Origin of the sequence: Brevundimonas sp. TWP2-1 (assembly GCF_049897645.1) — a bacterium.
GTDB lineage: Bacteria > Pseudomonadota > Alphaproteobacteria > Caulobacterales > Caulobacteraceae > Brevundimonas.
Genome location: NZ_JAFCWR010000001.1, coordinates 1,823,602 through 1,848,739, shown reverse-complemented (window position 1 = coordinate 1,848,739; position 25,138 = coordinate 1,823,602). Strand labels below are relative to the sequence as shown.

24 protein-coding genes are annotated in these 25,138 nt (G+C 66.4%); 11 read left to right on the top strand and 13 right to left on the bottom strand.

Annotated elements, in window-relative coordinates:
- Positions 1-38 precede the first annotated feature (38 nt).
- The 3 genes from phnE to phnC are packed head-to-tail and all read right to left on the bottom strand — an operon-like array spanning position 39 to position 2,667.
- Positions 39-851, bottom strand: coding sequence for a phosphonate ABC transporter, permease protein PhnE (gene phnE / locus ACP7BH_RS09135; protein ID WP_409716790.1), 813 nt, complete (start codon positions 849-851; stop codon positions 39-41).
- On the bottom strand, positions 848-1,861 hold the full coding sequence (gene phnD, locus ACP7BH_RS09130; protein WP_425981833.1) for a phosphate/phosphite/phosphonate ABC transporter substrate-binding protein: 1,014 nt from the start codon (positions 1,859-1,861) through the stop codon (positions 848-850). The genes phnE and phnD overlap by 4 nt, the downstream gene beginning before the upstream one ends.
- Positions 1,858-2,667, bottom strand: coding sequence for a phosphonate ABC transporter ATP-binding protein (gene phnC, locus ACP7BH_RS09125; protein WP_135194523.1), 810 nt, complete (start codon positions 2,665-2,667; stop codon positions 1,858-1,860). The genes phnD and phnC overlap by 4 nt, the downstream gene beginning before the upstream one ends.
- 418 nt (positions 2,668-3,085) lie before the next feature.
- Here phnC and ACP7BH_RS09120 point away from each other — a divergent pair, with 418 nt between their 5' ends.
- Together ACP7BH_RS09120 and ACP7BH_RS09115 are read left to right on the top strand one after the other, a co-directional pair.
- Positions 3,086-4,351 (top strand): type III PLP-dependent enzyme, encoded by a 1,266-nt coding sequence (locus ACP7BH_RS09120; RefSeq protein ID WP_425981834.1) that lies wholly within the window; start codon positions 3,086-3,088, stop codon positions 4,349-4,351.
- Between the two features lie 191 nt (positions 4,352-4,542).
- Complete coding sequence (locus tag ACP7BH_RS09115) at positions 4,543-5,595, top strand: 1,9-bis(guanidino)-5-aza-nonane synthase (protein WP_425981836.1); 1,053 nt, start codon at positions 4,543-4,545, stop codon at positions 5,593-5,595.
- Between the two features lie 110 nt (positions 5,596-5,705).
- Here ACP7BH_RS09115 and ACP7BH_RS09110 read toward each other — a convergent pair whose 3' ends face one another.
- The 3 genes from ACP7BH_RS09110 to ACP7BH_RS09100 all read right to left on the bottom strand — a co-directional run bounded on the left by ACP7BH_RS09110 (position 5,706) and on the right by ACP7BH_RS09100 (position 9,341).
- A complete protein-coding gene (locus tag ACP7BH_RS09110; protein ID WP_425981837.1) occupies positions 5,706-6,821 on the bottom strand; it encodes a CobW family GTP-binding protein in 1,116 nt (371 codons plus the stop codon).
- 45 nt (positions 6,822-6,866) lie between these two features.
- Complete coding sequence (locus tag ACP7BH_RS09105; RefSeq protein WP_008263608.1) at positions 6,867-7,091, bottom strand: alkylphosphonate utilization protein; 225 nt, start codon at positions 7,089-7,091, stop codon at positions 6,867-6,869.
- A gap of 207 nt (positions 7,092-7,298) precedes the next feature.
- Positions 7,299-9,341: an NAD(+) synthase gene (locus tag ACP7BH_RS09100; protein WP_425981840.1), complete on the bottom strand. Its 2,043-nt coding sequence runs from the start codon at positions 9,339-9,341 to the stop codon at positions 7,299-7,301.
- 220 nt (positions 9,342-9,561) lie between these two features.
- On the opposite strand from ACP7BH_RS09100, the gene pelA reads away from it, so the two are divergent.
- Positions 9,562-10,878 carry a pectate lyase gene (gene pelA, locus ACP7BH_RS09095; protein WP_425981842.1) on the top strand — a complete coding sequence of 439 codons (1,317 nt, stop codon included), beginning with the start codon at positions 9,562-9,564 and terminating at the stop codon, positions 10,876-10,878.
- A gap of 20 nt (positions 10,879-10,898) precedes the next feature.
- Here pelA and ACP7BH_RS09090 read toward each other — a convergent pair whose 3' ends face one another.
- The 3 genes from ACP7BH_RS09090 to ACP7BH_RS09080 are packed head-to-tail and all read right to left on the bottom strand — an operon-like array spanning position 10,899 to position 12,889.
- Positions 10,899-11,813 (bottom strand): hypothetical protein, encoded by a 915-nt coding sequence (locus ACP7BH_RS09090; protein ID WP_425981845.1) that lies wholly within the window; start codon positions 11,811-11,813, stop codon positions 10,899-10,901.
- 57 nt (positions 11,814-11,870) lie between these two features.
- Positions 11,871-12,665, bottom strand: coding sequence for a type I methionyl aminopeptidase (gene map, locus ACP7BH_RS09085; RefSeq protein ID WP_425981848.1), 795 nt, complete (start codon positions 12,663-12,665; stop codon positions 11,871-11,873).
- On the bottom strand, positions 12,662-12,889 hold the full coding sequence (locus tag ACP7BH_RS09080; protein ID WP_425981851.1) for a ParD-like family protein: 228 nt from the start codon (positions 12,887-12,889) through the stop codon (positions 12,662-12,664). The genes map and ACP7BH_RS09080 overlap by 4 nt, the downstream gene beginning before the upstream one ends.
- A 123-nt stretch (positions 12,890-13,012) precedes the next feature.
- Between ACP7BH_RS09080 and ACP7BH_RS09075 the strand changes: the two genes are divergently transcribed.
- Positions 13,013-14,134 carry a Rieske 2Fe-2S domain-containing protein gene (locus ACP7BH_RS09075; protein ID WP_425981854.1) on the top strand — a complete coding sequence of 374 codons (1,122 nt, stop codon included), beginning with the start codon at positions 13,013-13,015 and terminating at the stop codon, positions 14,132-14,134.
- A 39-nt stretch (positions 14,135-14,173) separates the two neighbouring features.
- Here ACP7BH_RS09075 and ACP7BH_RS09070 read toward each other — a convergent pair whose 3' ends face one another.
- Positions 14,174-15,190, bottom strand: coding sequence for an adenosine kinase (locus ACP7BH_RS09070; RefSeq protein WP_425981856.1), 1,017 nt, complete (start codon positions 15,188-15,190; stop codon positions 14,174-14,176).
- 92 nt (positions 15,191-15,282) lie between these two features.
- On the opposite strand from ACP7BH_RS09070, the gene ACP7BH_RS09065 reads away from it, so the two are divergent.
- On the top strand, positions 15,283-16,155 hold the full coding sequence (locus tag ACP7BH_RS09065) for an ATP-grasp domain-containing protein (protein WP_425981859.1): 873 nt from the start codon (positions 15,283-15,285) through the stop codon (positions 16,153-16,155).
- Here the strand turns inward: ACP7BH_RS09065 and ACP7BH_RS09060 are convergent.
- Entirely contained in the window at positions 16,152-17,642 is a 1,491-nt protein-coding gene (locus tag ACP7BH_RS09060; RefSeq protein WP_425981861.1) for a methyl-accepting chemotaxis protein, read from the bottom strand. The two genes, ACP7BH_RS09065 and ACP7BH_RS09060, sit on opposite strands and share 4 nt — an antisense overlap.
- A 147-nt stretch (positions 17,643-17,789) precedes the next feature.
- Between ACP7BH_RS09060 and ACP7BH_RS09055 the strand changes: the two genes are divergently transcribed.
- Complete coding sequence (locus ACP7BH_RS09055) at positions 17,790-18,299, top strand: MarR family winged helix-turn-helix transcriptional regulator (protein ID WP_425981863.1); 510 nt, start codon at positions 17,790-17,792, stop codon at positions 18,297-18,299.
- Here ACP7BH_RS09055 and nth read toward each other — a convergent pair.
- Both nth and ACP7BH_RS09045 read right to left on the bottom strand, forming a co-directional pair.
- A complete protein-coding gene (gene nth, locus ACP7BH_RS09050) occupies positions 18,296-19,042 on the bottom strand; it encodes an endonuclease III (RefSeq protein WP_425981865.1) in 747 nt (248 codons plus the stop codon). The genes ACP7BH_RS09055 and nth overlap by 4 nt on opposite strands.
- Entirely contained in the window at positions 19,039-20,340 is a 1,302-nt protein-coding gene (locus ACP7BH_RS09045; RefSeq protein WP_425981867.1) for a flavin monoamine oxidase family protein, read from the bottom strand. Before ACP7BH_RS09045 ends, nth begins: the two co-directional genes overlap by 4 nt.
- Positions 20,341-20,461: 121 nt before the next feature.
- Here ACP7BH_RS09045 and ACP7BH_RS09040 point away from each other — a divergent pair, with 121 nt between their 5' ends.
- The 5 genes from ACP7BH_RS09040 to ACP7BH_RS09020 all read left to right on the top strand — a co-directional run bounded on the left by ACP7BH_RS09040 (position 20,462) and on the right by ACP7BH_RS09020 (position 25,054).
- The gene (locus tag ACP7BH_RS09040) at positions 20,462-21,541 is read left to right on the top strand and encodes an HlyD family secretion protein (protein ID WP_425981869.1); all 1,080 of its coding nucleotides are present in this window, start codon (positions 20,462-20,464) and stop codon (positions 21,539-21,541) included.
- Complete coding sequence (locus ACP7BH_RS09035) at positions 21,538-23,148, top strand: DHA2 family efflux MFS transporter permease subunit (RefSeq protein WP_425981871.1); 1,611 nt, start codon at positions 21,538-21,540, stop codon at positions 23,146-23,148. Before ACP7BH_RS09040 ends, ACP7BH_RS09035 begins: the two co-directional genes overlap by 4 nt.
- Positions 23,148-23,765, top strand: coding sequence for a TetR/AcrR family transcriptional regulator (locus ACP7BH_RS09030; protein WP_425981874.1), 618 nt, complete (start codon positions 23,148-23,150; stop codon positions 23,763-23,765). Before ACP7BH_RS09035 ends, ACP7BH_RS09030 begins: the two co-directional genes overlap by 1 nt.
- A gap of 48 nt (positions 23,766-23,813) precedes the next feature.
- Positions 23,814-24,587, top strand: coding sequence for a creatininase family protein (locus ACP7BH_RS09025; protein WP_425981877.1), 774 nt, complete (start codon positions 23,814-23,816; stop codon positions 24,585-24,587).
- A gap of 68 nt (positions 24,588-24,655) precedes the next feature.
- On the top strand, positions 24,656-25,054 hold the full coding sequence (locus tag ACP7BH_RS09020) for a phasin family protein (protein ID WP_425981879.1): 399 nt from the start codon (positions 24,656-24,658) through the stop codon (positions 25,052-25,054).
- The last annotated feature ends 84 nt before the right edge of the window (positions 25,055-25,138 follow it).

Here is a 25,138-nt window from a genome sequence, read left to right as displayed (position 1 = left end):
CAGAGGATTGTGACAGTCCGACGAAGGACAGCCCGCCGCTACAGCAGGCGGCGGCGCATGACCTGCGACAGGGTGTCGATCAGGGTCACCGCGACGACCACGACGATCACGATGGCCGAGACGGCCCGGAAGTCGAAGGCGTTCATGCTGTCGAACAGCACCTGGCCGATGCCGCCGGCGCCGATCAGACCCAGAACCGTCGCCGAACGGCTGTTCGATTCGAAGCGATACAGGGCGAACGAGGTCCACAGAGGCGCGACCTGCGGCAACACGCCCCAGACGATCTCGTGCAGCTTGCCGGCGCCGGTGGCGCGCACGCCCTCGACCGGCCCCTTGTCGATCGATTCGACGGCTTCGGAGAACAGCTTGGCCAGAACGCCGGCCGTGTTCAGGGTGATGGCCAGGACGCCGGCCAGCGGCCCCAGGCCAACGGCGGTCACGAACAGCAGGCCGATCACCAGGTCGGGCACCGAACGCAGCAGGTTCATCACCCACCGCACGGGCGTCACGACCCAGACGGGGGCGATGTTGCGCGCGGCGGCCAGGCCCAGCGGAATCCCCAGCAGAACGGCCAGGAAGGTGCCCCACAGCGCGATCTGAACCGTCTCCCACATCTTGGCGACGAACATCTTCCAGTCGCTGAAGTCGGGACGCAGCAGGTCGTGCACGAACAGCTGGGTGCTGTCGTTGCCTGCGAACAGGCGCGGCAGATTGCCCAGATCGACGGCATCGATGCTGTAGAGCAGGACGGCGGCGACGCCGCCCCACACCAGAATGTCGGCGACCCACGCCAGGGTGGATTTCTTGGGCGCCGCCGGGATGGAGACGGCGGGGGACGCGACTGCGGTCAAGGCCGGACCTCACGCAGGCTGCGCAGGCGTTGAAGCTCGCGCTCGGCGGCGGCGGCGGCGGCGGTGTCGCCCTTGGCGCGCGCATCGCCCAGTTTCTGGTCGGCGATCATCTCGCGGATCGGGTCCAGATAGCTGTCGTCGGCGGCGGTGAAGCGGGAATATTCCAGGTCCGCCAGAACCGCGCGCTGGCGCTCGGCCTCGGCGCCTTCGCCCTGGCCATAGGTCAGGAAGAAGCTGCGGATCTTTTCCTTCAGCGCCGGGTCCAGGTCCTCGCGCACGACGATGCCGCTCTCGGGGATGGGGGGCGAGGTCCAGATTTCCTCAATCTGCCCGGCCAGCTGCGGGTTTTCCTTGCGCATGAAGATGGTGTTGACGCTGTTGGAGGTCGCCACGTCGATCACGCCCGTGGCCACACCGAAGGCGTTGGCCTGGTGGTTGGCCGAGCGCACCGTCTTGAAGCACTGTGACGGCACCACGCCGCGCGGATTGAACAGGAAGGTCAGCGGGGCCAGGGTGCCCGACGTCGATTGGGCGTCGCCGATGCCGAAGTTGTACTGCTTGCCGCAGGCCATGACCTTGTCCAGCGTGATGCCCGAACCCTTCTTGACGATCAGGGTCGATTGATAGCTGTCCAGACCTTCGCGGTTGACGGTGCGGGCGATGACCTCGGCCTTGGCGCGGTCGATGGCCTCGACCTCAGGCTTGGCCGAGAACCAGCCGACCTGGGTGTGGTTGCCGCGCATGGCCTCGACCAAAACCGTATAGTTCGAGCCGAAATAGGGTTTGACCGGCACGCCGATGGCCTTGGACATATCGTCCAGCAGCGGCTGCCACAGCGGACCGGCGGAGGCCTGACCTTCGGCCGACAGGATCGAGAAGGTGATCTCGGTCGGCACGCCGCCGGCCTTCTGGTCATCACCGCCGCCGCAGGCCGACAGGCCCAGGATCATCACGGCTGCGCCCGCCGCTGCGAACAGTCGGCGAGTAGAAGAAATACGGGACAGGCTCATGCCTTGGTCTCCCAGAACGCGTCCTCGAACTCGGGACCGTAGATTTCGATCAGACGCTGTTGGTCCAGCGCCGTTGACGGACCGTCATAGACGATCTTGCCGCCTTGCAGGGCGATGACGCGGTCGCAATATCGGATGGCGTAGTCGACCTGGTGCAGGGTGACGATCACGCCCATGCCGTCGCGCCTGTTCAGCTCGACCAGCAGTTCCATCACCTTGCGCGCGGACACCGGATCCAGCGAGGCGACGGGTTCGTCGGCCAAGATGGCCTTGGCGCCCTGCACGATGGCGCGGGCGATGGCGCCGCGCTGCTGCTGACCGCCCGACAGGGTGTTGGCGCGCTGAGCCGCATAATCGGACACGCCGACGCGGTGCAGGGCCGCCATGGCCTTGTCCTTGTCCGCCTGGGGCCAGGCGCCCAGCAGGCCCTTCCATGCAGGCAGGCGCCCGAGCGCGCCCAGCATGACGTTGGAGAACAGGCTGAGGCGGCCGACCAGGTTGAACTGCTGGAAGATCATGCCCAGCTTGCCGCGCGCCTTGCGCACGGAACCGGTGACCCGACCGTCCTTCTGCACGGTCTCGCCGAACACCTGGATCGTGCCCGCGCCCGCGTCGATCGACTGGAGGCCGGTGATGGAGCGGAGCAGGGTGGACTTGCCCGAACCGGACGGACCGATCAGGGCGACCATTTCGCCGGAGGCGACGGAAATCGAGACGCCGTCCAGCGCCTTTCGCGATCCGAAGGTCTTCGACACGTCGCGCGCCAGGACGAGCCCGGGGGAGACGGCGGCTGCGGATGAACTCATGAACTCGCTAGGAGGCTGTGGCGAAGGGGCGCCGCATGACGCGACGAAGGCGTCTAGGCAAGGCCTTAATCGCACACGGCGTGCGACCTCGTCCATAGCCGACCCATTCAGCGGCCTTCCGCCGCGGCAGCGTTCAAGTGCTTCGCGCGCGAGGATACCCATCGCCGGCGCCAGGGCTGGTGCGTCGCAATCTGCTCAACCAGGTGGAACGGCCCAGGTTGCCCTCATGGCGGCGTTTCATGGGGTGCGCGGACATTTGTGACAGTCCAGTCCTGGCCAAACCCAAGCCCCGCCACGAAAAAACCCCTTTACATGACAGTTCGAAGTCCCCATATCGCGCCTTCCGGCGGACCCCGTAGGTCCTTTCTGCGCCGCTAACGCCGGTCTGGGTTTAACAATTAGCAGGGGGTTACGTGAATTGCGCACGTATCAGCTTCCCCTGGACCTGGTCCGTGAGCGGTCCCCTGAACGTCCCGTCGCCCTCGTGCGACCGCGTTCGGTTTCCGTAGCGGCACGCTGGTTCCAGGATAATCTAAAGGCCGACGTCTTCTATGCTGTGAAGGCGAACCCGTCGCGTTGGGTCGTCGAAACCCTGATCGAAGCCGGTGTTCGCGGTTTCGACGTGGCGTCCATCGCCGAAATCGAGCTTGTTCGCTCGGTCAGCCATGACGTTCGCCTGGCCTTCATGCACCCGGTCAAGAGCCGGTCTGCGATCACCAAGGCCTATTTCGATCACGGCGTGCGGACCTTCTCGCTCGACTGCGTCGATGAGCTGAACAAGATCCTCGACGCCACCGGCGGCGCGGACGACCTGAACCTGATCGTGCGCATGGCCGTCTCGGCCGACGGTGCGGCCTATACGCTTTCGGGCAAGTTCGGCGTCTCGGCGGATCAGGCTCCGGCCCTACTGATGGCCACGCGCCAGGCGGTCAAGCAAGGCCTGATGGGCGTTTCGTTCCACGTCGGCAGCCAGTGCATGCGTCCGACCGCCTACCAGGCCGCCATGGCCCAGGTCGGGCGGTCGATCAGCCGCGCCGGCGTCATCGTGGACATCGTCGATGTCGGCGGCGGCTTCCCCTCGGTCTATCCGGGCATGGTCCCGCCGGACATGAGCGAATACGCCGACGCCATCCATCGCGGTTTCAACGAGATGCCGGTGTCGGAAACGACCGAGCTGTGGTGCGAGCCCGGCCGGGCCCTGGTCGCCGAATCCTCGTCGATCCTGGCGCGCGTCGATCTGCGCAAGGGCGACGCCCTGTATCTGAACGACGGTTCGTACGGCTCGCTGTTCGACGCGACCCACTCGCGCTGGCCCTTCCCGACCAAGCTGGTCCGGGACGGCGAGGCGGCGAGCGATCTGAAGGCCTTCCAGTTCTACGGCCCGACCTGCGATTCCATCGACCACATGCCGGGACCTTTCTGGCTGCCGGCCGATATCCGCGAAGGCGACTTCATCGAGATCGGCATGCTGGGCGCTTACGGCGTCGCGATGTCGACCGGCTTCAACGGCTATGGCGAGCACGATCTCGCCGTGGTCGAGGACGCCCCGATGGCTTCGCTCTATGGTCTGGCCCCGCGCTCCATCCCCACCGTGCGCACCACGGCGGAAGAGAACGCCCGCAAGATCGTGCGTCTGTCACGTCCCAAGGGTAAGGCCGGTCAGCGCAAGTCGCGCCGGAAGTAACTTGACTTCGTCACCCTCGGGCTTGTCCCTAGGGCCCACGGTTTTGCGTCCATCAATGATGGGATTGTGCGACTGACAGGTGGGCCCTCGGGACAAGCCCGAGGGTGACGGTCTATTAGGATCATCGGTCGCTCCGTCCCGACGCTCCTTACGGTTATGACGGGCGCTCAAATCAAAGGGAAACCTCCGAAATGAACGCTCCCGTTCAAGCCAACACCAAGGCCCAGCTGCTGCAGAATGTCGTCGAGCACGTGGACATCACGTCCTTCGACGCGCGCCCGATCATCGACAGCATGCGCAAGATGTCCTTCAGCTCGCGCGACACCGCCCGCGCCGCCGACATCTTCTCCATGGCCATCGAGGACAAGGACTGCTCGCCCTGGCTGATCCTGGCCGGTTCGACCTCGGCCGGCGGCTGCATGCATGTGTACCGCGACATGGTGAAGTTCGGCATGGTGGACGCCGTCGTCGCCACCGGCGCCTCGATCGTGGACATGGATTTCTTCGAGGCCCTGGGCTTCAAACACTATCAGGCCGCCGGCGAGGTGGACGACAACGACCTGCGTGAAAACTACATCGACCGGATCTACGACACCTATATCGACGAGGAAGAGCTTCAGGCATGCGACCACACCATCCTGGAGATCGCCAACCGGCTTGAGCCGCGCGGCTATTCCAGCCGCGAGTTCATCTGGGAAATGGGCAAGTGGCTGAGCGAGGGCAACGCCAAGAAGCCCGGCTCGCTGATCCAGACCGCCTATGAAGAGGGCGTGCCGATCTTCTGCCCGGCCTTCGTCGATAGCTCGGCCGGCTTTGGTTTGGTCAAGCACCAGAAGGAACGCGCTGCGGCTGGCCTGCCCTATCTGATGCTGGACGCCATCGCCGACTTCCGCGAACTGACCGACATCAAGATCGCCGCCGGCGTCACCGGCCTGTTCATGGTCGGCGGCGGCGTGCCCAAGAACTTCGCCCAGGACACGGTCGTCTGCGCCGAAATCCTGGGCGTGGAAGCCGAGATGCACCGCTATGCGGTCCAGATCACGGTCGCCGACGTCCGCGACGGCGCCTGCTCGTCCTCGACGCTGAAAGAGGCCGCCTCCTGGGGCAAGGTCCAGACCACCCACGAACAGATGGTCTTCGCCGAAGCCACGACCGTCGTGCCCTTGATCGGCTCCGACGCCTATCACCGCGGCGCCTGGAAGGCCCGCGACAAGCGCCGCTGGAACAAGCTGTTCGGGAAGTAAGACCTAAGCGAATTGACTGTCACACAAGGAAAAGGCCGGTGGATCGCTCCACCGGCCTCTTTTGTCATTTCGAGCCAAGAGCCCTTCGCCCGGAATGACGAAAACAGAGATCAGGCCGCGCAGCCCTCGAAGCCAGCCTTCAGCGCGGCCTCGTCCAGATCACGGCCGATGAAGACGGCGCGGGACCAGCGGCGTTCGGCGACGCCCCATTCGCGTTGCAGGTCGCCTTCCAGGATCATGTGTACGGCCTGGAACACCAGGCGGCGGTTCTCGCCCTGAACGTCGATGATGCCCTTGGCGCGCAGGATGTTCTGGCCCTGCTCGCCCAGAAGCTTGTCCAGCCAGGCGGTGAACTTGGCGCCGTCCAGCGGGCGGTCCAGCGACAGCGAAATGCCCTTGATGTCGTCTTGGTGGGCGTGACCGCGCGCGCCGTGTGAGTGATCATGGTGATGATGGTCGTGTCCATGATCGTGGTCGTGATGATCGTGCCCGCAGGCCTCATCATGCACATGGCCATCCGCGCCGTGCGGCGGATTCACGAAGTCCGGCCGAACCTCCAGGATCCGGTCCAGGTCGAAGGCGTGCAGGCCCAGCACCTGATCCAGCGGCACGTTCGAACGCTCGGCCCGGACGATGGGGGCCAGGGGGTTCAGAGCCCGCAGCCGGGCCTCGACCGCATCCAGCTCTTCCGGCGTCGCCAGATCCACCTTGTTCAGGATAATCCGGTCGGCGAAGGCCACCTGTTCGCGGGCCTCCCTGGAGTCGTCCAGCCGCGCCATCACATGTTTGGCATCGACCAGTGTGGTGACGCTGTCCAGCTGAGTCTTGGCCTTGACGTCCTCGTCGACGAAGAAGGTCTGGGCGACCGGGCCGGGGTCGGCCAGGCCCGTGGTCTCGACGATGATGGCGTCGAAGGCGGGCTTGCCGGGACGTTGGCGCTTCATCAGGCCGGCGACGACGCGGATCAGGTCGCCACGCACCGTGCAGCAGACGCAGCCGTTGTTCATCTCGAACACGTCCTCGTCGGCGCCGACCACCAGGTCGTTGTCGATGCCGATCTCGCCGAACTCGTTGACGATGACGGCGTAACGCTTGCCGTGATCCTCGGTCAGGATCCGGTTCAGCAGCGTCGTCTTGCCCGCGCCGAGATAGCCGGTCAGGACGGTGACGGGGATCTTGCCGTTGGTAGAGGCGGTCGAGGCGGGGGCGGCGAGGGTGTCGGTCATGGGCCGCTAGATGGCGGCTGACGCCTCACTTGGGAAGAGGGGGCGCTAAGCCTTCTTCACGAACTCGACGCGCAGGACCAGGCCGCGCACCTTGTCCACATTGGCCTCGATCTCGTCGGTGTCGCCGGTCAGACGGATGTTCTTGACCAGGGTGCCGCGCTTCAGCGTCACCCCGCCCGAGCCCTTGACCTTCAGATCCTTGATCAGGGTCACGCTGTCGCCGTCGGCCAGGATGTTGCCGTTGGAGTCTTTGGTCACGTCTTCGGTCATGGCGAAGCTTCTAGCGACCGGGCCGACAAATATCCACACTCGACGTGCGGATTTGCCCATGTCTCCTCCCCATGAAATGGGGAGGGGACCGCGAAGCGGTGGAGGGGCTGCCTGACGCCCCACAGACATCAGCGATGCGGACACAGCCCCTCCGTCACGGCGCGAAAAGGCGCCGCGCCACCTCCCCGCAAAGCGGGGAGGAGACGGTTAGTCCGGCACGTTGGCGTCCAGTTCGTCCAGCCACACCCGCGCATTGCCGTCCGACGGCGCGCGCCAGTCGCCGCGCGGGGACAGGGAGCCGCCGGTCACAACCTTCGGCCCGTTGGGCAGGGCCGAGCGTTTGAACTGGGCGGTCTGGAAGAAGCGGATCAGGAACTTCCTCAGCCAGGCCTTGATGGTCGCCAGGTCGTATTCGACCTTTTCGTCGTCGGGTGTGTTCGCGGGCCAATGCCCGGCGCCCGCGTCGCTCCAGGCCTGGTGCGCCAGGAAGGCGACCTTGGACGGCTTCAGGCCGAAGCGGCTGATGTAGAACAGGAAGAAGTCGTTCAGCGCATAGGGGCCCACCGTCCCTTCCGTGGACTGGATCACGCCGTCCTTGGCCGGCACCAGCTCGGGCGAGATTTCGGTGTCCAGAATGGCGTGCAGAGTTTCGCGCGCGCCCGCGCCGATCAGGTCGCCGGTCGCCACCCAGCGGATCAGGTGGCGGATCAGCGTCTTCGCCACCCCGCCGTTGACGTTGTAGTGGCTCATATGGTCGCCGACGCCATAGGTGGCCCAGCCCAGAGCCAGTTCCGACAGGTCGCCGGTCCCCAGCACGAACGCCTTGTTCTGGTTCGCCAGGCGGAACAGATAATCGGTCCGCAGGCCAGCCTGCACGTTCTCGAAGGTGATGTCGTGGACCGGCTGACCCTCGGCGTAAGGATGGCCGATGTCCCTGAACATCTGTTCGGCGGCGGGGCGGATGTCGATCTCGGCCCCCGAGACGCCCAGAGCCTTCATCAGGGCCCAGGCGTTTGACTTGGTCCCGTCCGACGTCGCGAAGCCCGGCATCGTATAGGCCAGGATCTGGGTGCGCGGTAGGTCCAGCCGGTCGAAGGCGCGACAGGCGACCAGCAGGGCCTGGGTCGAATCCAGCCCGCCCGAGACGCCGATCACCAGCCGCTCGGCCTGGGTCGCCGTCATCCGGCGCATCAGCCCCTGGACCTGGATGTTGAACGCCTCGTAGCAGTCCTGATCCAGCCGCCCGGCGTCGTCCGGCACGAAGGGGAAGCGGTCCAACGGCCGGATCAACTCGCTGGCCTCATGGTCCTCGCGCGCCATGAAGGGCACGACGGTCGCCGGCTCGCCTTCGTTCCTCGCACATTCGGCGAAGGTGCCGTTCCTCAGCCGGTCCAGCCCGATCCGGTCCACGTCCACATCGGCGATCGTCAGGTGGCTCTCCAGGGCGAACCGCTCGCCCTCGGCCAGCTTAGAGCCCAGCTCATGGATCGTCGCCTGACCGTCCCAAGCCAGGTCGGTGGTGCTCTCGCCCCAGCCCGAGGCGGTGAAGACATAGGCCGACAGGGTGCGGGCCGAATGGCTGGCGCTCAGCATGGCGCGCTCGTCGGCCTTGCCGATGACGATGTTGGAGGCCGACAGGTTCAGCAGGATGCGCGCCCCCGCCAGGGCCGCGCGGGTCGAGGGGGGCAGGGGCGCCCAATAGTCCTCGCAGATCTCGACCGCGAAGACGAAGCCCGGCCGGTTGACCGCCTCGAACACCAGGCCGGGGGCGAAGTCCACCGTCTCGCCGTTCAGCCGGATCACGTCCTCGGCGCGGGCCGTCGCCGGAGCGAACCAGCGTTTCTCGTAATATTCCCGGTAGTTGGGCAGATAGGTCTTGGGCACGACGCCCAGAACCTCGCCGGCGCCCATCACCACGGCGCAGTTATACAGGGCGTCGCCGTTGCGGATCGGGGCGCCGACGATGGCGACCAGATTGCTGTCGTCCGCCGCCTGGGCGACGACCGCGATCTGACGCTCCACCTCCTCCAGCAACGCCGCCTGCATATGCAGGTCGTCGATGGCGTAGGCCGACAGCGACAGTTCTGGAAACACCATCAGGTCTACGCCCTGCTCGCCCGCCTGACGGATCAGGGCAACATGCTCCTCCGCATTGGCCCTGGGATCGCCGACATGGCTGATCGGCGTCGCCGCCGCCACGCGCACGAAGCCGTGCGTCTTGGGCGAGAAGAAGGAGGGGGCATCAACCATCGGATCGTCCGCTGCATCCGGCGCGCGCCGGTCGTCGCCCTTCATATAGGCCGGAAAGATGAAGGGCGAGAATCCGTCGCTCGACAGGGGCGATCATGCAGGCGGATGGAGGTTGGATCAAACCCGACATCACCGCCTTGCGCCTCAGATTTCAATATGTAGAGTGCGTGGCAAATAATGGGACTGGCGCAGAAGCTGGACCGCATCCAGGAAACGCACCATGAGACACGCCCTCACCGCCTCGATCCTGACCCTCGTTCTGGCCGCCGGTCTCACCGTCGGCGCGGCCCAGGCCGATGTCATTCGCGCCAACACCCCGGCGGTGGGCCTGACCATTGATCGGATCGGCGCCTTGCCGGATGCGGAGCGCGGCGCCTGGGCCGACTATCTGGCGCGGTCGCAGGCCCAGCATCTGGCGGATCGCGCGGCCCTCGCCGCCGAACTGCCCGCCGGCGCGACCCCGCCCCCGCCGCCGTTGGCCATTCGCGGCAACAGTTCGCACATGCCGCTGGATCGCCCCGCCGCCTGGTACGGCTCGGCCGAAGCCCGCGCCGTCGCCGACGCCGTCGTCACCTTCCAGACCCCCGCCGGCGGCTGGAGCAAGAACCAAGACCGCTCCATCGCCCGCTTGCCGGGCCAACGCTTCTCCAACGACGCCGAGACGATGGAGCAGAACCCGGCCAACTTCGACGCGCCCGCCGACCGTTTCTGGACCTTCGTCGGCACCTTGGACAACAACTCGACCTGGACCGAGATGCGCTATCTGGCCAAGGTCGCGGCCCGGACGCCGGGCCGTGAGGGCGACGCCTGGCGCGCCAGCGTGATCAAGGGCGTCCACTATCTGCTGAACGCCCAGTATCCGAACGGCGGTTGGCCCCAAATCTGGCCGCTGGAAGGCGGCTTCCACGATTCCATCACCTTCAACGACAATGCGGTGGCCGAGGCGGCCATGATCCTGCGGGACGTGTCCAAGGGCGCGGAAGGCTTCGACTTCGTCCCCGACGAACTGAAGGTCCGCGCCGGCGAGGCGACCAGGAAGGCCATCGACGTCACCTTGGCCGCCCAGGTCAGACAAAAAGACGAGAATGGGGGCGACCGCCTGCTGGGCTGGCCGCAACAGGTCGAGCCGATGCGTCTGGTCCCCACCAGCGCCCGCAACTACGAACCCCGCTCCATCGCCAGTGGCGAGACGACCGATATCCTGATCTTCCTGATGGGCGAACCCGATCCGTCGCCTGAAGTCCAGGCCGCCATCCGGGGGGGCGTCGCCTGGCTGGAGGCGAACCGCACCTACGACAAGTCGTTCGAAATGACCGACGACGGCCGCAAGCTGATCGACAAGCCCGGCGCCGGCCCGATCTGGTCGCGCAACTACGACCTGGTCACCGGCCGCCCGATCTTCGGCGACAAGGACCAGACCATCCACGACGACGTCAACGGCATCTCCGTCGGCCGCCGCAACGGCTACTCCTGGTGGCTCGCCCAGCCCCAGACGGCGCTGGACGCCTATGTGGCTTGGTCAGCAGCGCATCCTTGAGGGCGGAATTGCGCCTTCCGTTAGTCGACTTCGCTGAAACGATCTTGAGATGTAGGTGATCGGCGTCGAAACCGCTCCACATGCTCGACAACCGCCGCCACCTGAGCGCTAGGCGTGGGTCGATCGACTTCCGAATCATATAAAGCTTGAAGATATAACCGGTCCCATTCGGTCATCTGTGTTATGTCATCTGGATTATCAAAAAGATTCATGATGGTCGGTTGATTTGAATAGTCAGATCTCGGATTGACCTGAGCAAGGACGACCATCGCTGTGTAGTCCATCAGGGATTGAAGCGTAATGTCTCCGGTCTTGGTCATGTCGATGATCACGGTCACCGATCGCAGATCGTATCTTACTGCCGATCGCAAGCGACTCACATTTCGGGCGTAATAAATCGGCGCGCGGTGCTCGCCTGTCACGCGGGCGACAGGTTGCCCTGTATCGACAGAGACTGGCAGGGCGACAGGCCACCATCGCACCGGCGCGTCTCCTGTTCGGAACCGGTCCAGCGCCGCAAGTCCCATGTTCGTATTATCGATAGGCGGGCGAAATCTCAGTCGCCATCTCTCCACCATAGCCTCCGCCATGGCTGCGCCATCGTCTGTCGCCACGATCAGCACATTGGACCTGCAGCCTGGAGGCGAAACCTTGACGTCAAGCTCTCTGGCCAACTCTGCTATTCGATCAACCAGCATCTGCCCGTGAGGCGCTGTCATATTCGCCACGCTGATGCAGAGGGGGTCATGCCATCGACCGATTCTTGCGCCGGCGGGCGCCGTTGCGATGCGTCCGACAAACTGCTGTGTCTGTTCCCTCGTAGATAATCCGAGCACGGATATATCTTCCAGATCGACAGGCGCTTGAGTCGATTGCGGCTGAACCTGAAAGCCCGACGAAAGCATGACGCTCAACAGGCCAGCCAACAAAGCCATCATATCTTCTCCGCAAGACTTCTTCAGCTTAGGAGACTGTAGGCCAACATTCCCAAATCACAACTTCCAGTTTTCGGCTGGCCTTGCCCCCTCCCGCTTCTCGTCTGGCCGAAGGGTCAGCACCCACACTCCGTCCTTCGTCACCGCCACCGTGTGTTCGAACTGGGCCGACAGTTTTCCGTCGTCGGTGACCACGGTCCAGCCGTCGTCCTCGGTGCGGACCGTGCGGACGCCCTGGTTCAGCATCGGTTCGATGGTGAAGGTCATGCCCTCGCGCAGGGTCGCGCCGGTCCCCGCCTTGCCGAAATGCAACACCTGGGGGTCTTCGTGCATCTCGCGGCCGATGCCATGGCCGCAATAGTCGCGCACCACGGAATAGCCGGCCTTGCGGGCGTGTTTCTCGATGGCGAAACCGATGTCGCCCAGCTTGGCGCCCGGCCGAACGGCCTGAATTCCCTTCCACATCGCCTCATAGGTTGTGCGGACCAGCCGTCGCGCCTGCGGCCCGACCGACCCGATCAGATAGGTCTTGGAGGAATCGGCGATGAAGCCGTCCTTTTCCAGGGTGATGTCCAGATTGACGATGTCGCCGTCCCTCAACACCTCGTCCGCCGACGGCACGCCGTGGCAGACGACCTGGTTTCGCGAACTGTTCAGCACGAAGCCGTAGCCGTACTGGCCCTTGCTGGCCGGTCGCGCCTTCAACTCGTCCACGATGAAGGCCTCGACCCGGTCGTTGATCTCCAGCGTGCTCAGCCCCTCCAGCGTCATCGCGTCCAGATGGGTGAAGACGCAGGCCAGCAGCCGGCCCGCCTCGGCCATCAGTTCGATCTCGGCCGGCGTCTTGATCACGCGGCGGCGTCCGTCGGCATTGGAGCACCTTGGGCAGGCGCATCCACGCCCGCCGCCCTCAGCTCGCGCGCCACCAGCTCCTGAAACGTCACGCCCGGATGGGTCTCGCACAACATGCCGATCCTGATCCAGAACGCCGCCTGGGCGTTGATGGAGCGATAGGACGCCTTTGCGGCCCGACGCAGCTGCTCGTGCAGTTCGTCCTCGATGTTGACGATGCCCATGCCCTGGCTCCAAAATATATGAAACGGACATATTTCGTATATCATATCGCCCGAACGACAAGCCGTTTATTGAGGCCATCTCGCATGATGGCCTCGCCTGTCAGCCGCTGTTAAACAGCTCGAATGACCGTCGCTCCCGTCCCGTCCCCGCAAGCCGAAGCCGCCCCGTCCAAGGCGGGCGTCAGTCCGTTCGGCAAGGGGTTCGTCACCAACGCCTGGTATTTCGTCGCCTTGGGCCGCGACGTCGCGGTCGCCAGTCTGAAACGCTACGAGATCATGGGCGAGCCGGTGCTGGTCGGCCGCACGCGCGCGGGCCAGGTCTATGCGATGCGCGACATCTGTCCCCATCGCGCCGCGCCGCTGTCGGCGGGGAAACTGGTGGACAAGCCCGGCGAGGGCGAGACGGTCGAATGCCCCTATCACGGCTGGCGGTTCCGCACCGACGGGGTCTGCGCCGCCATTCCGTCCCTGGTCGAGGATCAGGCGTTCGAGGCGAACCGTATCCGCGTGCGGTCCTATCCGGTGCGCGAGAGCCAGGGGATCGTTTTCGTCTGGATGGCGTCGGACGCGCGCAATCCGATGGAGCCGGACCATGAGCCGCCGGTCTTCCCCGGCGTGGTCGGCGGCGAGGCCAAGCTGGTCGAGGCGATGGATTTCGACAGCCATATCGACAACGCCGTCGTCGGCCTGATGGACCCGGCGCACGGCCCCTACGTCCACCAGCAATGGTGGTGGCGGTCCGAACATTCGATGCACGAGAAGGCCAAGGCCTTTGCGCCGACCGAGTTCGGCTGGGCCATGGTGCGCCACGCGCCGTCGTCGAACAGCCGCCTCTACAAGATCTTGGGCGGGGCGCCGGCGACCGAGATCACCTTCCGCCTGCCCGGCTTTCGTTGGGAGCATATTCAGGTGGGCGAAAAACAGATCCTGGCCCTGACCTGCCTGACGCCCATCACCGACACCAAGACGCGGATCACCCAGATCTTCTGGTCCGACCACTGGGTCTTCGACCTGGCCAAGCCTTTCCTGCGTATGGGGGTGGTCGCCTTCCTGAAACAGGACGGCGGCATGGTGAACCTGCAGAACGAGGGCCTGCGCTACGACCCCGCCCTGATCTGGATCGACGACGCCGACAGACAGGCGAAATGGTACCAGCAGCTGAAGCGCGAGTGGGCCAAGAGCCACGCCGAGAACCGGCCGTTCGTCAACCCGATCCAGCCCACGACGCTAAGGTGGAAGAGCTGAGGCCCAAGTCCTTCTCCCCCAAGGGGAGAAGGAATAAGTTTAGATCTTCAACCCGGCTTCACCGGCCAGATCCGCCAGTTTCACCATCGGGCGCGGGCCCCAGTGGGCGATGACTTCGGAGGCGGCCAGCGAGCCCAGCTTGCCCGCCTCTTCCAGCGTCAGACCGCGCGCGACGCCGAGCAGGAAACCGGCGGCGTACTGGTCGCCGGCGCCCGTCGTGTCGATCACCTTGGCGACCGGATAGGCGGCGACCACGACGCGCTCCTCGCCCTTGATCACGACCGAGCCGTGCTCGCCTCGCGTTACGGCGGCGATCTCGACGATGGCGGCCAGTTTCGCGGCAGCGGCGTCGAAGTCGTCGGTTTCGAACAGGGCGCCCAGCTCGGCCTCGTTGGCCAGGACGATGTCGGCGGACTGGGTGATGAAGTCCAGCAGCTCGGCGCGCCAGCGGGCGACGACGAAGGTATCCGACAGGGTGATGGCCACCTTGCGGCCGGCCTTGTGCGCGGCGGCGGCGGCGCGTTCGAAGGCGGCGCGGGCCGGAGCCGGGTCGAACAGATAGCCTTCCAGATAGACGATCTGGCTGGCGCCGATCAGGGCCTCGTCGATGTCGTCGGCGTATAGCTGGTTCGCGGCGCCCAGGAAGGTGGCCATGGTCCGCGCCCCGTCCGACAGGACGTTGATCAGGCAGCGGCCGGTGCCGAAGCCGCGCTCGGCCCCGCCGGTCAGGACCGGGGTGTCGAAGTGGACGCCGGCCGCGCGGATGTCGTGGCTGAACACCTCGCCCAGGATGTCGTCGGCGACCTTGCCGATATAGGCCGCGCGACCGCCGAACGAGCCGACGCCCGCCACGGTGTTGCCGGCCGAACCGCCCGAGGCCTCGACGCCCGGCGCCATGGCGTCATACAGGGCGGCGCTGCGGTCCGCGTCGACCAGCTGCATGGAGTTGGGGGCCAGGTCCTGGGCCGTCAGGAAGGCGGCGTCACAGGGGCTGAGCACGTCGACGATGGCGTTGCCGACAGCGCAGACGTCATATTGGGCGGTGTTCTGGGTCATGGTCGCGCCTTAGCGGTTGCAGGCTCCGACGTCACCCGAAAACATATAAGGAAGCCCTTATATGCGTCGGCGCGTTGCGATAGGCAGGCGTCATGACCCAGATCGCCGTCCTGACCCCCGATCCGTCCGACCGCACCTATATCGGCCGCTGGCCCGAGGTGCTGGAGCGGCTGAAGGCGAGGCTGGAAAGCACGGGTGCGACGGTCTCGCCGACGCCCTGGACCGATCATGTGGAGTACGCCTCGGGTCTGGCGGCCTATGATCTGATCCTGCCGGTCATCGCCTGGGGCTATCACCGCGACCATGGACGCTGGCTGAAGGCGTGCGCGACCTGGGCCGAAGCGGGACTGCCGGTCGCCAATCCGGCCGAAGTGCTGCGCTGGAACTCGGACAAGGCCTATCTGGCGCGGCTGGCGAACAAGGGCGTGCCGATCCCGCCGACCCGCTGGAGCGACGGCGTGACCCAGGATCAGGTGGACGCCGCCTTCGCCGAGACTGGCGCGCCGGTTCTGATCGTCAAGCCGACAGTGTCGGCCGGGGCGTTTCGGACCCTGCGTCTTTCTCGCGGCGACGCTCTGATCGACGCACCCGAGGGGGCGGCGATGATCCAACCCTATCTGAAATCCATCGAGACCGAGGGCGAGACCTCGCTGCTGTTTTTCGGCGGCCGGTTCAGCCATGCCGTCAACAAGCGGCCGGTCCCCGGCGATTTCCGCATCCAGATGCAGTTCGGCGGCCTCTATACGACCGTGACGCCGGACGCCGAGGCCATGGCCTTGGCGCAGCATGTGCTGGCGGCCATCGACGAGCCGCTGCTTTATGCCCGCATCGACCTGGCCCGCGACGACGCCGGGGCCTGGGTCTTGATGGAGGCCGAATTGATCGAGCCGGACTTCTACCTGGATCACGACCCGGCGAACGGCGCCGGCTTCGCCGAGGCCGTGAAGGCGCGGCTGGAGGCTTAGAAGCTCTGCCAGTCGCCGCCGGCGACCAGACGCGGCCTGGCGGGCGCGGACTTGGCCGGAGCGGATTGTGCAGCGAAGGCTTCGATCCGGGCGTGGGCCCGGCGGATCGGGGCGGGCGCCTGGCCGGCGCCGCCGTCGCTGACCTGGAACCGACCCACCAGTTGCGCCATGTCGGCCGCCTCGCGATTCAGGTTCAGGCTGGCGGCGGTCGATTGCTCGACCATCGCCGCGTTCTGTTGTGTGACCTGGTCCATCTCGTTCACGGCCGTATTGACCTCGGCCAGGGCCAGCGCCTGCTCCTGGGTCGAGGCGCGGATTTCGCCCATCAGATGGGTGATGTCGTTGATGCGCTGAGCGATGCCGGAAAGGGCTTCACCGGACTGGCGCACCAGGGTGACCCCGTCCTTGACCTGCGCCCCGCTGGCCGAAATCAGGGTCTTGATCTCACGCGCCGAGTCCGCCGAGCGCTGGGCCAGGGCTCGCACTTCCGAGGCCACGACCGCGAAACCGCGACCGGCCTCCCCGGCTCGGGCCGCTTCGACGCCCGCGTTCAGGGCCAGCAGATTGGTCTGGAAGGCGATCTCGTCGATGACGCCGATGATCTGGTTGATCTGGGTCGAGGACGCCTCGATCTCGCCCATGGCCGTAATGGCGCGCTGGACGACGACGCCGCCGGTTTCGGCCTGGGCCCGTGTCTGGGTCACGACCGTGTCGGCGGCCAGGGCGTTCTCGGCCGCCTTGCGGACGGTGGCGGTGATCTGATCGAGAGCGGCGGCGGTCTCTTCCAGACCGGCCGCCTGGCGTTCGGTGCGGCGCGACAGGTCTTCGGCGGCGCTGCTGATCTCGCCGGCGCCGGACTGCATCGAACTCGCGTTGCTGCGAATGACGGCGACGGCCTGGTCCAGGGAGCCCATGGCGCGATTGAAGTCTTCGCGCAGCACGGCGTAATCGCCGGGAAAGGCCTCGTCGATGCGATAGGACAGGTCGCCCGCCGCCAGGGCCGACAGGCCTTGGCCGGTGGCCTTGACGACCAGGGTCTGCACCTGAGCCGCCATCTGGTCCGCCTCGATGCGACGCTGGCGCTCCGCCTCGACCGCTGTCACGTCAATGGCGAACTTGACGACCTTGTAGGGTTTTCCATCGACGCCCAGGATCGGATTATAGCTGGCCTCGATCACCGCGCGGGCGCCGCCCTTGCCGTAGCGGACGAACTTGCCGGCGACGAACTCGCCGGCGTTCAGCTTTCGCCACAGTTCGGCGTAGTCGGGCGACGCGGCCTCGGCGGGATCCACGAAGATCCGGTGATGCCGACCCTGAACCTCGTCCAGGCTGTAGCCGACCACGGCGAGGAAGTTGGGGTTGGCCGTGACAATCGTGCCGTCCAGTTCGAATTCGATCACCGCCTGGACGCGCCCAAGGGCCGCGACCATCTCGCGCATTTCCTGAAGCTCTTCCGCATCGCGGCGTCTTTGGCGGTGGCCGAACATCTGCAGGTTCCTTCTGAACAAGGTCGTCGGCAGTAGGTCCATCTAACTAACAAATGATTATATCAGACCTGATATATTTTTGAGCTTTGATGGAACCGATTGCTTCGGTTCTTTTTGGCCCGTGCGAAGCGTGTTCTAAAGACCATCATGGCTTCCCAATCACGCACCGAGGGACGTATTCCCGACCTGGAGATCGACGCCCAACTGTGTCTGGCGCTCCAGACGAGCAGCAGTCTGGTGACGCGCCTTTATCGGCGTTTGCTGGACCCCTTGGGCCTGACCCATCCGCAGTACCTCATCCTTCTCGCCCTGTGGGAGACGCAAGGCCCCGTGACCATGGGCGAGGTCGGCCGCCGCACCCATATGGAGACGGGCGCCCTGACCCCACAGGTCAAGAAGATGGAGGCCGCCGGTCTGCTGGATCGTCGGCGCGACGAAAAGGACGAACGCAAGGTCTGGGTCCAGCCCACGGCCAAGGCCTGGGGCCTGCGGCGACAGGTTCTGGACGTTCGGCGGGAGGTCGTGGACCGTCTGCCGCTCTCCGACCCGCAGATCGCCCAGTTGCGCGATCTTCTTCAGAAAATGATCGCCGATCTGGAAGCCAACGAAAGCTTGAGCGGTACCCCTTCGGAACTCCCGCCGGACGCCGGCTCCTAGCCCGCCTCGCTCAGGGCCAGCAGTCCGGCGCGCGACGGACACAGGTCGGCGATAACGCACGACAGGCATTTGGGCTTCTTCGCCGTGCAGGTGTAGCGGCCGTGCAGGATCAGCCAGTGGTGCGCCTTGGGCAGCCAGTCTTCCGGCACGACCTTGAACAACTGGGCCTCGACCTTGTCCGGCGTCGCGGCGTTGGCCAAGCCCAGCCGGTGCGAGACACGGAAGACATGGGTGTCCACGGCGATGGCGGCCTCGATGCCCAACTCGTTCAGCACCACCGAGGCCGTCTTGCGTCCCACCCCGGGCAGGGCCTGCAGATCGGCGCGGTTCAAAGAGACCTCGCCGCCATGCTGCTCCAGCACGATGCGGCTCAGTGCGATGACGTTCCTGGCCTTGCCGCGATAAAGGCCGATGGAAGCGATGTAGGGGACCAGCCCCTCCTCCCCCAGGGCCAGCATCTTTTCCGGCGTGTCGGCGACCTTGAACAGCCGGTCGGTCGCCTTGTTCACCGACACGTCCGTGGCCTGGGCCGACAGGGCGACGGCGACGACCAGGGTGTAGGGGTTGGAGAAGGTCAGCTCGGTCTTGGGGTCGGGCATGACGCCGGACAGGCGTTCGAAGATGGTCTCGACCCGGTCCTCGTCCGGCGGCCAGCGCAGCACGGGGATGGATGCGCCGGTCATGATGGACGGGCGTTTGGCGGCCTGTTTCGCGGCGGGTTTTCGGGCCTTGGCGGGCTTCATGCCTCGCTGTCGCCGTCGTCGCGACGCGGGTCAAGACCCAGCGCGATGAGGGCCGTATCGGCCGCCCGACGACCCTCCATCCAGGCTCCGTGCGCCGTCCCGTAATAGACGCGGGCCGTGGCCTCGCCGGCCAGGAAGATCCGGTCCTCGACCGAGGTGCGCAGTTTCGCCCGGTCCGCCGCATGCCCCGGCAGGGCGTGGGAATAGGCGCCGCACGACCAGGGATCGACACCCCATCCGCTGACCGCGACCGCCTCAAGCCGTCTGCGCATGTCCGAACCCAGGGCCGCGACCAGTTCGGACAGGGCGAAATCGAACAGGGCGGCCGGGCCTTGCGCCTCCAGTCCCCAGGCCAGGTCGGCGCCGAAATAGGCCTCGATCATCGGCCGCCCGAACGGCCGCAGGTGATAGCCGCCCGTCTCGGCCGTGTCGGTGCGGGTCCACAGCTGGGTGTCGGGCTGGAAATCGCCCGCCCCGCGCACCGTCATATGCACCTTGGACGCCAGACCCAGGGGCACGCCCGCCGTCGCCTCAAGCAGGATCGGAACGGGCGGGTCGATGCGGATGGTCTCGCTGGCGATCAGACTGTTGGGCACGGTCAGGATCACGATCCGCGCGGTCAGTTCGCCCCGGTTGGTTTCCAGCCGCAGCAAGGGGCCGGATCGGTCGATGCGACGCACGGCGCAGTCCGTCACCGTGACCGGCGACACGGCCTCGCCCAGGCGCGCGATCAGCCGGCCATAACCCTCGCGCACCCGCCAGTTCACACCGGTATCGCCATAGGCGTCGTAATCCAGGCTGGAGACCTCGGCGAAGCGAGCGCCGTTCAGGGCGCCGGAGATGGCGTCCATCCGGGCGTTCCAGCGGCTGTCGGGATCGAAGAAATCGGAGGCCGGGCGGTCCTCGCCCCGCGCCGCCGCCTCGGTGACGCGCTGGTCGAAGGCGGCGAAAGCCTCCCCGAACGCGACCTGGTCCGCACGGGTCATCTCGTGATCGAAGGCCTGGGTGCGCCAGGGCGGCGGGGTCTGATCCAGCGTCAGCCCCTCGGCCTCGACCCGCCCGGCCAGGACATTGTCGTCGGCAGAGTGCAGCCAGCCGCAGCCCATGTCCAAGCCTTCGCCTTCGGCCCTGACCGTCCAGGCGCGCCCGCCGATCCGGTCGCGGGCCTCAAGGACCAACAGGGACAAGCCGGGCCGCGTCAGGCGGCGCGCGGCGGCGATCCCGGCCGCGCCGGCGCCGATCACCACGACATCGACCTGGGACGGCAGGGGATTGGAGGCTCGGGCGCGGTCGTTCATGCGGCGAGGACATACACGAAAACGCGTCGTGATCGGGTTTTGCGCGATTGGACATTGATTTCTGGACGGCGGGGTCCATTTTAGCGCCGCTTCAAAACGTCGCACCCTCCCCGGATGTCCAATGTCGCCTGAACTCAAGAAACGCCTGCCGCTGTTCGCGGCGGTCATCGTCGGCCTCGCCCTGATCGTGGGTGGCGTCATCTGGTGGGTGAACGGCCAGCGGTGGGAGACCACCGACAACGCCTTCGTCCAGGCCGACACCACCCTGGTCAGCCCGCAGCTGTCGGGCCGGGTGACCGAGGTTCTGGTCGGCGACAACCAGCGGGTCGAGGCGGGGCAGATCCTGGTCAAGCTGGACGATTCCGACCAGAAGGCCGAGCTGGCCCAGGCCGAGGCCAATCTGGCCGCCGCCATCGCCGCCGTCGGCCATGTCGACGCCCAGGCCGAGCAGGAACAGGCGACCATCGCCGCCCGCGCCGCCTCCGTCGCCCAGGCGAACGCCCAGGCCGGCCTGGCGCGCGCCGAGGTCGATCGCTACGGCAAGCTGGCCGAACAGGGATGGGTGTCGCAGCAGCGCATCCAGACCGAGCGCGCCTCGGCCGCCACCGCGACCGCCGGGGTTCAGCAGGCCCAGGCCGCCCTGGTCGCCGAACAACGCACCGCCGGAGTGCTCGGCTCGACCCGCCAGCAGAGCGTCGCCGCCGTCGAACAGGCGCGCGCCGTCGTCGATCAGGCTCGCATCGCCCTGGAGCGCACCGTTATCCGCGCGCCCGCCGCCGGCGTCGTCGGCGCCCGCAGCGTGCGAGCTGGCCAATACGTCAATGCCGGCACCCAGTTGCTGTCGATCGTGCCCCTGACCCAGACCTATATCGTCGCCAACTTCAAGGAGACGCAGCTGGACAAGGTGCGCCTGGGCCAGACCGTCGAGATTTCGGCCGACGCCTTCCCCGGCCGCAAGATCGAGGGGCGCGTCGACAGCTTCGCCCCCGCCACCGGATCCGAGTTCGCCCTGATCCCGGTCGAGAACGCCACCGGCAACTTCACCAAGATCACCCAGCGCGTGCCGGTGCGGATCGTGGTCAGCGGCGCCGACCGCAGTCTGGCGCTGCGTCCCGGCCTGTCGGTGGACGTCAAGATCGATCTGAAGAGCCAGGGCGGCCAGAGCTTCGGCGAAGCCGCGATCGGGGCCGCAGGCCAGTGACCGCCGCCGCCCCCGCCGCAGACGGCGGGGCCCCTGCCGCGCCCAAGGGCCCCGTCGCCGGCCATCCCGAGATCAACTGGACCATGCTGCTGCTCGGCTTCGCCGGGATGGTGGTGGGCCAGTTCATGGCCATCCTGGACATCCAGATCGTCGCCGCTTCGCTGCCTCAGATTCAGGCGGGCGTCGGCGCCTCGGCCGACGAGATCAGCTGGATCCAGACCGCCTATCTGATCCCCGAAGTCGTCATGATCCCGCTGTCGGGCTTCCTGTCGCGGCTGTGGGGGACGCAGCGGCTGTTCCTGGCCTCGTGCGCCGGCTTCGTCCTGATGAGCATCGCCACCGGCCTGTCGTCGTCCATCGACATGATGATCCTGTTCCGGGCCATCCAGGGTTTCGTCGGCGGGGCCATGATCCCGACTGTCTTCGCCGTCGCCTTCACCGCCTTCCCGCCGGACAAGCGGGTCACGGCCAGCGTGGTCATAGGCCTGATCGTCACCCTGGCGCCGACCGTCGGCCCCACCCTGGGCGGGCACCTGACAGAGTGGCTGAGCTGGCGCTGGCTGTTCTTCATCAACGTCGGGCCGGGCCTCTTGGTGCTGTTCTTGGTCGGCCGCTACGGGAACTTCGACAAGGGCGACCCGTCCCTGGCCAAGGGGTTCGACTGGTGGGGCCTGGGCTTCATGGCGACCTTCCTGATGAGCATGCAATATGTGCTGGAGGAAGGCTCCAAGAACGACTGGTTCGACGACACCCACATCCTGTTGCTGTCGGTGGTCGCCGCCGTAGCGGGGCCGGTCTTCATCTGGCGTTCCCTGGCCTATCGCCAGCCGATCGTCGAGCTGCGCGCCTTCGCCAACCGCAACTTCCTGGTCGGTTTCGTCATGACCTTCATCGTCGGCTTCGCCCTGTACGGCGGCACCTTCCTGTTGCCGTTGTTCCTGGGGCGGGTGCTGGATTATTCGTCGTCCCAGGTGGGCACCACCATGGTCGTCTCGGGTCTTGCCATGTTCGCCACCGCCCCCTTCGCCGGGCGTCTGGTGCGCAAGATGGATGCGCGTATCCTGATGTTCGGCGGCTTCATGCTGTGCGCCTGGGGCATGTGGGAGGCGCGGGTCGTCACCCAGAACTGGGGCTTTTGGGAGTTCGCTTCGGTCCAGGCGTTCCGGGGCGTGGGCGTGATGCTGGCCATGATCGCCTCGCAACAGGTGACGATGGCGACCCTGCCGCCGCACATGGTCAAGAACGCCTCGGGTCTGGTCAACCTGGCGCGCAACGTCGGCGGCGCCTTCGGCCTGGCGATCCTGAACACCAGCCTGACCACCAACACCGCTCTGCACATGGCCGAACTGACCAGCGGCATCACCCAGGGCGACCAGGCGATGCAGCAGATGCTGGCGGGAATGGCGTTGCGGTTCTCCGGCTCCATCGACCCGGCCGCCTCGGCGATGAAGGCCGTCTATGGGATTCTGCAACGGCAGGCGACGACGATGGCCTTCGGCGACGCCTTCGCCCTGTTGGGCATCATGTGCGCGGGCGCGGCCTTCGTCACCCTGGCGGCCCAGCCGGTGAAGGCCCAGGCGGGCGCCCCGCCCTCGGACGTCCACTGATGGCGCGCCGTCGCGGACAGGTGGACGAAAAGAAGAGCGAGGCGATCCTGGACGCCGCCGCGACCCTGTTCGCCGACAAGGGGCTGCAGGCCAAGATGGACGAGATCGCCAAGCTGGCCGGCGTGTCCAAACAGACGGTCTACAACCGCTTCGCCTCGAAGCTGGAGATCGCGCAGGCCCTGGCGAGCAAGCGCGTCGAGGACATCATCGCGCCCCTGCGCGGGACCGGCGATCCGCAGACGGTGCTGGAGACCCTGGCCCTGACCCTGCTGGACCGGGTGTGCAGCGCCGACAAGGTCGGCTCGATGCGCGGCGTGGCCCTGGTGTCGGTCGAGGCGCCCGAGATCGCCCACGCCATCTATGAGGCCGGGCCGCGTCGCAGCCTGCGAGAACTGGCGGCCTGGCTGGCGGAACAGACGCGGTTGGGGCGTCTGACCGTCGCCGATCCCGACGAGGCGGCCGAGATGTTCGCCGGCCTGGTGCTGGGCCACGGCCATTTGCGCGCCATGCTGGACGTGCCGCAGCTGGCGCCCGAGAAGCGCCCGGCGCGGGCCAGGGAGGCGGCCCGGATCTTCGTCGTCGCCCATGCGCCCCCATCCGAAGCGAAGACTTCTTGACCCCGCCGCGCTAGAAGCGCTGGTGTTTTGTAGCCTGAGAGTGTCGCCATGCTGATCCATCTGTCGTCCTGGCCCGAGATCGACGCCCGGCTGAACGACGGCGGTCCTCTGTCGAAGACGGTCGTCGTGCCCATCGGCTCCAACGAACAGCACGGACCGACGGGCCTTTTGGGCACCGACTGGCTGTGCCCCGAGATCATCGCCCATGCGGCCGAGAAGACCGACGGCGGTTTGATCGTGGCCCCGACGTTCAACATCGGCATGGCCCAGCACCATCTGGCCTTCGCCGGCACCATCAGCTTGCGCCCATCGACCTTCATGGCCGCGATCACGGACTGGGTGTCGTCGCTGAGCCGGCACGGGTTCGAGCGGATCTATTTCCTGAACGGCCACGGCGGCAACGTCGCCACCATCGAGGCGACCATCTCTGAGATCTACGCGGAGTGGAGCTTCGTCGAGGATCAGCCGCCCTTCATCCTGAAGCTGAAGAACTGGTGGGATCTGCCGGGCGTCCACGGCCTGTGCAACCGCCTGTTCCCCACTGGCCACGGGATGCACGCCACGCCGTCCGAAATCGCGGTGACGCAGGCCGCCTATCCCGACCGGATCAAGACGGCGGACTATTCGCCCCAGATCGCGCCCAACGGTCCCATCCGCGACGCCCTGGACTATCGCGCCCGCTTCCCCGACGGCCGTATCGGCTCGGATCCGGCGCAGGCCAGTCCCGAAAAGGGCCGGCAGATCATCGACGCGGCGATCCCCGCCCTGTTGAGCGACATCGCGGCCTTCGCCGCAGAGACTCAACCTGGAGGTCCTCACTGACCCGCAAGTCCCCCACCGCCGCCAACGCAGCCATCGTCGGCGCCGAGATTCTGGCCGCCTCGGCCGAGGTGATCGCGGTCCGCACCGGCCTGATGGCTCAGGGGCTGACCAGCGCCAAGGGTCAGGACCTGAAGGAGCTGTCGCTGATGAGTTCGGAGAAGACCGAGGCCCTGTCCGCCTCGGCCGACGCCATGGCCGCCAGCGCCGGAGCCATCGGCCAGCGGCTGGGACGCGCGGCGATGGACGAGGGGGCGCATGCGCTGCGGGCGGCGGCGGCGGTCACCCAGGCGCGCACCCCCGCAAAGGCGGCCGAAGCCCAGCTCAGCTATGCAATGGGCTGGTGGAGCCGGGCGGCGGCCCAGGCCATGACCCTGAACGGCGAACTGATGAAGGCCCAGGCCGAGGCCTTGGCCCCGATCCACAAGACGGCGACGGCCAACGCGAAGCGACTTCGCAAGAAGAGCTAGACCCTTCTTTAAGCCGTCATTCTCGCCCTGAAATGACGAGGATAGACCTTTACCGGCAAAGCGGAGCGCAGGCGCCGCAAAAGG

Coding starts and splice junctions, on each gene's coding strand:
- phnD (WP_425981833.1), bottom strand. CDS start 1,861: ATGAGCCTGTCCCGTATTTCTTCTACTCGCCGACTGTTCGCAGCGGCG.
- phnC (WP_135194523.1), bottom strand. CDS start 2,667: ATGAGTTCATCCGCAGCCGCCGTCTCCCCCGGGCTCGTCCTGGCGCGC.
- ACP7BH_RS09115 (WP_425981836.1), top strand. CDS start 4,543: ATGAACGCTCCCGTTCAAGCCAACACCAAGGCCCAGCTGCTGCAGAAT.
- ACP7BH_RS09110 (WP_425981837.1), bottom strand. CDS start 6,821: ATGACCGACACCCTCGCCGCCCCCGCCTCGACCGCCTCTACCAACGGC.
- ACP7BH_RS09105 (WP_008263608.1), bottom strand. CDS start 7,091: ATGACCGAAGACGTGACCAAAGACTCCAACGGCAACATCCTGGCCGAC.
- ACP7BH_RS09100 (WP_425981840.1), bottom strand. CDS start 9,341: ATGGTTGATGCCCCCTCCTTCTTCTCGCCCAAGACGCACGGCTTCGTG.
- pelA (WP_425981842.1), top strand. CDS start 9,562: ATGAGACACGCCCTCACCGCCTCGATCCTGACCCTCGTTCTGGCCGCC.
- ACP7BH_RS09090 (WP_425981845.1), bottom strand. CDS start 11,813: ATGGCTTTGTTGGCTGGCCTGTTGAGCGTCATGCTTTCGTCGGGCTTT.
- ACP7BH_RS09080 (WP_425981851.1), bottom strand. CDS start 12,889: ATGGGCATCGTCAACATCGAGGACGAACTGCACGAGCAGCTGCGTCGG.
- ACP7BH_RS09075 (WP_425981854.1), top strand. CDS start 13,013: ATGACCGTCGCTCCCGTCCCGTCCCCGCAAGCCGAAGCCGCCCCGTCC.
- ACP7BH_RS09070 (WP_425981856.1), bottom strand. CDS start 15,190: ATGACCCAGAACACCGCCCAATATGACGTCTGCGCTGTCGGCAACGCC.
- ACP7BH_RS09065 (WP_425981859.1), top strand. CDS start 15,283: ATGACCCAGATCGCCGTCCTGACCCCCGATCCGTCCGACCGCACCTAT.
- ACP7BH_RS09060 (WP_425981861.1), bottom strand. CDS start 17,642: ATGTTCGGCCACCGCCAAAGACGCCGCGATGCGGAAGAGCTTCAGGAA.
- ACP7BH_RS09055 (WP_425981863.1), top strand. CDS start 17,790: ATGGCTTCCCAATCACGCACCGAGGGACGTATTCCCGACCTGGAGATC.
- nth (WP_425981865.1), bottom strand. CDS start 19,042: ATGAAGCCCGCCAAGGCCCGAAAACCCGCCGCGAAACAGGCCGCCAAA.
- ACP7BH_RS09045 (WP_425981867.1), bottom strand. CDS start 20,340: ATGAACGACCGCGCCCGAGCCTCCAATCCCCTGCCGTCCCAGGTCGAT.
- ACP7BH_RS09040 (WP_425981869.1), top strand. CDS start 20,462: ATGTCGCCTGAACTCAAGAAACGCCTGCCGCTGTTCGCGGCGGTCATC.
- ACP7BH_RS09030 (WP_425981874.1), top strand. CDS start 23,148: ATGGCGCGCCGTCGCGGACAGGTGGACGAAAAGAAGAGCGAGGCGATC.
- ACP7BH_RS09025 (WP_425981877.1), top strand. CDS start 23,814: ATGCTGATCCATCTGTCGTCCTGGCCCGAGATCGACGCCCGGCTGAAC.